The following is a 6,451-nucleotide window of genomic DNA, read 5'->3' on the forward strand; positions in this document are numbered from 1 at the left end:
TTAAAGTCGCCCCGCTTCCAGGCTTGTATGAATTGGGCCCATGCCAGCGGATTAAAGATATTCTGTGGTGGTGGCTGGCCTGCATAGTAGAGGTTCTGAGCCTGTTTGTTGAGGTATTGGTTCACGCCTTCACGCCCATCGATAGGCGTGTAGCGGGCCATGGCACGTAGTCTGGCGTTGTTGGTATTTTTCCGCGCCACTTCATAAGCATCATCCGGGATGTCCATGTTAGCGAAGGCTCGTTCAAATTCTTCTTTCGAGAGATAAGGTTTGATGATAGTTACCGGGAGATAGGTGGTATCTTCTACCATCAGCTGTATCAGCGAGAAACTGTTCCCCTTGATATCCGGCGGCACCCGGTAGTTTTTATGCTTAAAGCCCACTGCGCTGAATGACAGGGTATCGCCTTTGAATACCACGATAGAGAATATACCGGATCTGTTGGAAATGGTACCTCTGCCCTGACCTCTTACCAACACACTAACAGCAGGGATGGCCCGGAGGCTGTCTGCTGTCATGGTAATACCTGAAATCTGAATAACGCTGTCTCTGAATTCCGCGATCTGTGCTTTCAAAAGGAAAGGAGATAAAAGGAATACAATGATGAGTGACAGTATGTAGGATCTTTTCTGATGCATGCCGGCCCTAAGATATAAAAATTTAATTACGTGTTTCCATGCAGTTGATCAGCTGCCCAGAGAAATTGTAAATTAAATCCCAATTGGGTTAACTTTGCTGTCTGGATTCAAAATTAACAACAATTTATGATCACGAAAGAGCAGGTTTTAAAGGCCCTGAGCAACGTAGAGGAGCCAGATCTGGGAAAAGATCTTGTTACGCTGAACATGGTAAAAGATATAGAGATTGATGGCAATAAAGTAAAATTTACAGTCATACTTACCACCCCGGCATGTCCCTTAAAGGACCTGATCCGGAACGCCTGTGTGAATGCTATTCATATGATAGTGAGCAGGGATGCGCAGGTAGAAGTGGTGATGACAGCCAATGTGAGCACCAAAAGAACGAGCGGACAGGGTGTATTGTCCAATGTGAAGAATATTATAGTGGTGGCTTCTGGTAAAGGAGGCGTGGGCAAATCCACTGTGGCAGCTAATCTTGCCCTTGCATTGGGCAGAGATGGCGCAAAAGTGGGGCTGATGGACGCAGATATTTACGGTCCTTCCGTTCCTATCATGTTCGGTGTACGTGGAGAAAGACCACTGATGGTGAATGTAGACGGAAAAGGCATGATTCAGCCGATTGAGAAATTCGGTATCAAGGTAATGTCTATTGGTTTACTGATCGATGAAAGACAAGCAGTTGTATGGCGTGGACCTATGGCCAGCAGTGCATTAAAACAGTTTATTACAGATGTATACTGGGATGAACTGGATTACCTGGTGATCGACATGCCTCCCGGCACTGGTGATATCCACCTAACCCTTGTACAAACCGTACCTGTTACCGGTGCAGTGATTGTTACCACCCCGCAGGATGTGGCGCTGGCAGATGCTAAAAAGGGTATCTCCATGTTCCAGGGATCACAGATTAATGTGCCTATTATCGGATTAGTGGAAAATATGGCCTATTTCACGCCAGCAGAGCTGCCGGATAACAAATATTACATTTTTGGTAAAGAAGGCGGTAAACGTCTGGCAGAGGAACTTGAAATACCTTTCCTCGGACAGATACCGCTGGTACAAAGCATCCGCGAAGGCGGCGATGCCGGTGTGCCTGCTATGGCCGGCGATGAAAAAATTATCCGTAAAGCATTCCTGGATGTTGCCGGCGCCGCTGCCCGCAGTATCGCTATGCGTAATGCCAATATAGCACCGACTAAGATTGTTGATATTATTGTTTAGCATAAAGCGAAAAGCATAAAGCAAAAAGCTATCGAAGCGAATGACCGATGCGGAAAATCATACTTGCTGAGATCATTCGCTTCGATAGCTTTTTGCTTTATGCTTTTCGCTTTCACCTCCACAAACATGTATACGCCAAAACTCACCAGGGAAACCAACTGGGATACTATTGCCACTTTTATCAGAGACAATGGATTTGGTTTGCTGATCAATGTAGATGATGCCGGTGTACCCCACGCCACACATATTCCCATGACGCTGGTGGAAAAAACACCGGGTACCTTTGTGCTGCATGGGCACATCGCCCGGATTAATCCGCAATGGGAGTATTTCAGCAAGGGCGATACCCTGGCTGTTTTCTCCGGACATCATGCCTATATTTCTTCTTCCTGGTATGAAAAAGAAAAAATTCCTACCTGGAATTATATGGCCGTACATATTCATGGTCAAATCAGGATACAGGACGAAGCGGAAATGGTAGCCGCGCTGGGCTCCCTGATGGATCATTATGAAGCGGCATCTGCCTGCCCGGTACACATCACCGATATCGACGATAAAACATTGCAGAATAATGTAAAAGCGATTGTGGGATTTGAACTCAGCATCAGAGACGTGAATGCCAACTATAAGCTTAGCCAGAATAAAAAGGATACCGATTATTACAGTGTAATTGCCCATTTACGGGCATTAGGGGATGAAAATTCTCTGCGCGTGGCAGCAGAAATGGAAGCGCGCCGGACAGCAGAAAAATAGCCGAAATATTTTGTATTGTGTTGACGCGCGTAATCGCAAAAAGGAATATCTTTAGTTTATCTTCCTCATAAAAATAATGTTGGTAAACCACAGCTACCACAGTGAATATTAAGAGTTGTTTTCAATTACAGGTAATCATAATATGTTTACAGCAGCGTCAATGCTTAAGTTTTACTTAACTTTGCGCCCCAAATTAACCGACTATGAATCGACAGGAATTGGTGAATCTGATTAAGGAAAAGCAGTCATACCTCTGCGTAGGACTGGATACAGACATACAAAAGATTCCAAAGCACCTGCTTTCTCATGCAGATCCGGTGTTTGCCTTTAACAAGGCGATTATTGATGCTACCAAAGATCTTTGTGTGGCATACAAGATTAATACGGCCTTTTACGAAAGTATGGGGATCCGCGGCTGGGAAAGTTTACAACGTACGGTAGACTATATCCCTTCCGGTATTTTCACTATTGCCGATGCCAAACGTGGTGATATCGGTAATACCTCTACCCAATACGCCAAAACATTTTTCGAAACGTATAAGTTTGATTCCGTTACCGTGGCACCTTATATGGGTAAAGACAGTGTAGAGCCTTTCCTGCAGTTTTCTGAAAAATGGGCTATCCTGCTCGGACTTACCTCCAATGAAGGTAGCCAGGATTTCCAGATGCAACAGATCGGCGACGAATTCCTGTTTGAAAAAGTGCTGAAAGCAGGCATGGAATGGGGTACCCCTGATAACCTGATGTTTGTGATAGGCGCTACGCAATCCAGCCAGCTGGGTTATATCCGTAAACTGGTGCCGGATCATTTCTTCCTGGTACCTGGTGTAGGTGCGCAGGGAGGCAGTCTGGAAGAAATTTCCACACAGGCCATGAATAAGGATTGCGGGTTGCTCGTAAATGCCAGTCGCGCAATTATTTATGCCGGTAATGGAGATGATTTTGCGGTAGATGCCAGAAATGTAGCCCTGAAATATCAACAGGAAATGGCAGGATATCTGAATAAGATTGTTGCGGCGGTATAAAGAAATTACGAATTTCAAATTACGAATTACGGATTTGTGCGTAGATAGAAGCAGATGCTGATCACAGCGTTTACTATCTACGCACAAATCCGTAATTCGTAATTTGAAATTCGTAATTCTTCACTTAAACACGGCGTTTTTCACGGTCCACCAGGCTTTTATGTCAAATATCAGCCTGCCTGCCTTCACTGCCGGATCTGTGTTTACCAGTGAAACTGCCTCCAGACTGTCTTTACAATTCATAATAAAAATACCGCGAAGATCTTCATCGTTGTCAAAAGGACCTGCCACCAGAATTTTGCCGGCATCGGCCAGCAGCCGGATATTGGCGAGATGACCTTCCTGGATTTTTGCTGCAACCGTAGAATCCTGGTTACGATGAGGGCCCTTCCGCAGAAAAACCATCCAGTATTTTTTTAATTCAGGATTAGCGCCTGATTTGACTTTTGGGGGGAGCACACGGAGTGCAACGGATTGTAATGGTGTGGGGTGAAACGATAACATCACAATGACTAAGAATCCCAATAGCAAAAGCGCAGGTATAACTTTGCTTGCCATAGCTCTCTAATTTGATTGAAAGGTACTAACTTGTCACGAATTAACACGTTTGTAACAGCGAAGATTTTGCAGGACCCTGCATTATTGCTGCGGCCGGGGCAGCCTTTCACCCCCAATTTTTTACACGCCTTCTTCTTCCCGCAGTTCCGTAATTCGTAATTTCTTATATTGGGTATTAAACCTGTAGTTAATGCAACAAGATCTGTTTCAATCACCTGATTATTTTGGTGTAGACGCTTTGCTGAAGGAAGAACACCTGTTGGCCCGCGATGCGGTGAGGCAGTGGGTCAAAAAAGAAATATCTCCTATTATCGAAGACTATTGTCAGCGGGCCACATTTCCCACACAAATTATCGAGGGGCTGGGAGAACTGGGTTGTTTTGGACCCACTATTCCAACAGAATATGGCGGCGGCGGAATGGATCACATCTCCTACGGACTCATGATGCAGGAACTGGAACGCGGTGACAGTGGTGTCCGTTCAACTGCTTCGGTGCAGGGATCGCTGGTGATGTACCCCATTTTTACTTTTGGCAGCGAGGCACAGAAACGGAAATTTCTTCCTAAACTGGCTACAGGAGAATTGATGGGCTGCTTTGGTCTCACGGAACCGGATCATGGTTCTAATCCGGCCGGCATGATCACCAACTTCACAGATGATGGCGATCATGTAATCCTGAATGGTGCCAAAATGTGGATATCCAATGCTCCGTTTGCAAATATTGCAGTCGTATGGGCGAAAGATGAAGCCGGCGTTATCCGCGGTATTATTGTGGAAAGAGGTATGGCCGGGTTTACCACCCCTGAAACCAAAGGGAAGTGGAGTTTGCGTGCCAGTGCTACCGGTGAACTGGTTTTTGATAATGTAAGAATACCGAAAGAAAATATATTGCCTGATGCCAAAGGATTGAAAGGGCCGTTATCCTGCCTTTCCTCCGCGCGTTATGGTATCGCCTGGGGTGCCATAGGTGCGGCGATGGATTGCTACGATACAGCCCTCCGTTACGCGAAAGAGCGTATTCAGTTTGGTCGCCCCATTGGTGGTTTTCAGCTAACGCAGAAAAAGCTGGCAGAAATGATCACTGAAATCACCAAAGCGCAGTTGCTCAACTGGCGCCTGGGTGTATTGAAAAATGAGGGAAAAGCTACGCCTGCACAAATTTCCATGGCTAAACGTAATTCCTGCGAAGTAGCGGCTAATATTGCCCGCAGTGCCCGCACCATTTTAGGAGGCATGGGCATTACCGGCGAATTTTCCGTGATGCGCCATATGATGAACCTCGAAAGCGTAATGACCTACGAGGGTACACACGAAATACATTTACTGATCACCGGTATGGATGTCACCGGATTCGACGCATTTAAATAGCTGTTAGCTTTTAGCTGTTAGCTATTAGGACTGCAGCGGAGGGCGGTTTCCTGGCGCAACTGAATGCCAGTATGCCCTGCTGCTTGCAGATCTGCTTAAATGGAAATATCTTGTTGCCAACTCGGGAATAAAAAATGAACAAACTATTATTGGCAGGTATCCTGCTATGGACAACTGCGGTGAGCGCGCAGCAGAAGCCTGCCCTGCAACTCGTGGCCTGCGAAGGCAAAGCACAGGGTACCTATTACATTGTCAAATATTTATCTGCAGATACTACTTCCCTGCAGCCACGTATAGATTCTATCTTCCGGGTGATTGATCAATCACTGTCTTTGTACAAACCGGGTTCTGTTATCAATCGTTTCAATGAAACCGGTCAGGTACAAATGGATGAACATATGCAGGCGGTGATTCAGAAAGCCTTGTTCACCAATAAAGTCACTGCCGGCCTGTTTGATATCACCGTTAAACCACTCGTATACCTGTGGGGATTTGGGGTGAACAAACCTTCTTTTAAAGGAGTGCCGCCGCCGGATAGCATCAATGCAGCGATGTCGTATATTGGTTCACGTTATCTCCGGGTAAAAGGTGACCAGCTGTATGCGACAAAGAAAGGCGTGCAAATAGATTGTAATGGTATTGCGCAGGGATATACGGTAGATGTGCTGGGTAATTTTCTGACGGCACAGGGTATTGATAATTATCTGGTAGATGTGGGTGGGGAATTATGTGCTAAAGGACACAATCATCAGCATAAGGTCTGGAGTGTGGGAATAGAAAGGCCGTCGCCCGGGGATACTACTTATGAGCCGGTGCAGGGACTGGTGCGGTTGCCGGACAAAGGAATTGCTACCAGTGGTAACTATCGCCGCTTTTTTGATCAG

7 protein-coding genes are annotated in these 6,451 nt (G+C 46.0%); 5 read left to right on the forward strand and 2 right to left on the reverse strand.

What is annotated here, in order from left to right:
• Window positions 1-638 (reverse strand): carboxypeptidase-like regulatory domain-containing protein (locus VIP81_RS09580; RefSeq protein ID WP_331959052.1); only part of this gene is annotated, 638 nt, incomplete at its 3' end.
• A gap of 126 nt (window positions 639-764) precedes the next feature.
• Here VIP81_RS09580 and VIP81_RS09585 point away from each other — a divergent pair.
• The 3 genes from VIP81_RS09585 to pyrF all read left to right on the forward strand — a co-directional run bounded on the left by VIP81_RS09585 (window position 765) and on the right by pyrF (window position 3,640).
• Window positions 765-1,862 carry an Mrp/NBP35 family ATP-binding protein gene (locus VIP81_RS09585; RefSeq protein ID WP_331959056.1) on the forward strand — a complete coding sequence of 366 codons (1,098 nt, stop codon included), beginning with the start codon at window positions 765-767 and terminating at the stop codon, window positions 1,860-1,862.
• Window positions 1,863-1,988: 126 nt separating this feature from the next.
• Window positions 1,989-2,615, forward strand: coding sequence for an FMN-binding negative transcriptional regulator (locus VIP81_RS09590; RefSeq protein ID WP_331959059.1), 627 nt, complete (start codon window positions 1,989-1,991; stop codon window positions 2,613-2,615).
• 203 nt (window positions 2,616-2,818) lie between these two features.
• The gene (gene pyrF / locus VIP81_RS09595) at window positions 2,819-3,640 is read left to right on the forward strand and encodes an orotidine-5'-phosphate decarboxylase (protein WP_331959062.1); all 822 of its coding nucleotides are present in this window, start codon (window positions 2,819-2,821) and stop codon (window positions 3,638-3,640) included.
• A 120-nt stretch (window positions 3,641-3,760) separates the two neighbouring features.
• Here the strand turns inward: pyrF and VIP81_RS09600 are convergent, their stop codons facing one another.
• Window positions 3,761-4,198: a YciI family protein gene (locus tag VIP81_RS09600; protein WP_331959065.1), complete on the reverse strand. Its 438-nt coding sequence runs from the start codon at window positions 4,196-4,198 to the stop codon at window positions 3,761-3,763.
• Between the two features lie 190 nt (window positions 4,199-4,388).
• Between VIP81_RS09600 and VIP81_RS09605 the strand changes: the two genes are divergently transcribed.
• Together VIP81_RS09605 and VIP81_RS09610 are read left to right on the forward strand one after the other, a co-directional pair.
• Window positions 4,389-5,567, forward strand: a complete 1,179-nt coding sequence (locus tag VIP81_RS09605; protein WP_331959068.1) for an acyl-CoA dehydrogenase family protein — start codon at window positions 4,389-4,391, stop codon at window positions 5,565-5,567.
• A gap of 134 nt (window positions 5,568-5,701) precedes the next feature.
• Window positions 5,702-6,451 (forward strand): FAD:protein FMN transferase (locus VIP81_RS09610; protein ID WP_331959071.1); only part of this gene is annotated, 750 nt, incomplete at its 3' end.

The sequence above is a fragment of the Chitinophaga sp. genome (assembly GCF_036566945.1).
Lineage (GTDB): Bacteria > Bacteroidota > Bacteroidia > Chitinophagales > Chitinophagaceae > Chitinophaga.

Bases quoted from the DNA above. Each gene is read 5' to 3' on its own strand.
- VIP81_RS09605 (WP_331959068.1), top strand. From the start codon at position 4,389: ATGCAACAAGATCTGTTTCAATCACCTGATTATTTTGGTGTAGACGCT.
- VIP81_RS09600 (WP_331959065.1), bottom strand. From the start codon at position 4,198: ATGGCAAGCAAAGTTATACCTGCGCTTTTGCTATTGGGATTCTTAGTC.
- pyrF (WP_331959062.1), top strand. From the start codon at position 2,819: ATGAATCGACAGGAATTGGTGAATCTGATTAAGGAAAAGCAGTCATAC.
- VIP81_RS09585 (WP_331959056.1), top strand. From the start codon at position 765: ATGATCACGAAAGAGCAGGTTTTAAAGGCCCTGAGCAACGTAGAGGAG.
- VIP81_RS09590 (WP_331959059.1), top strand. From the start codon at position 1,989: ATGTATACGCCAAAACTCACCAGGGAAACCAACTGGGATACTATTGCC.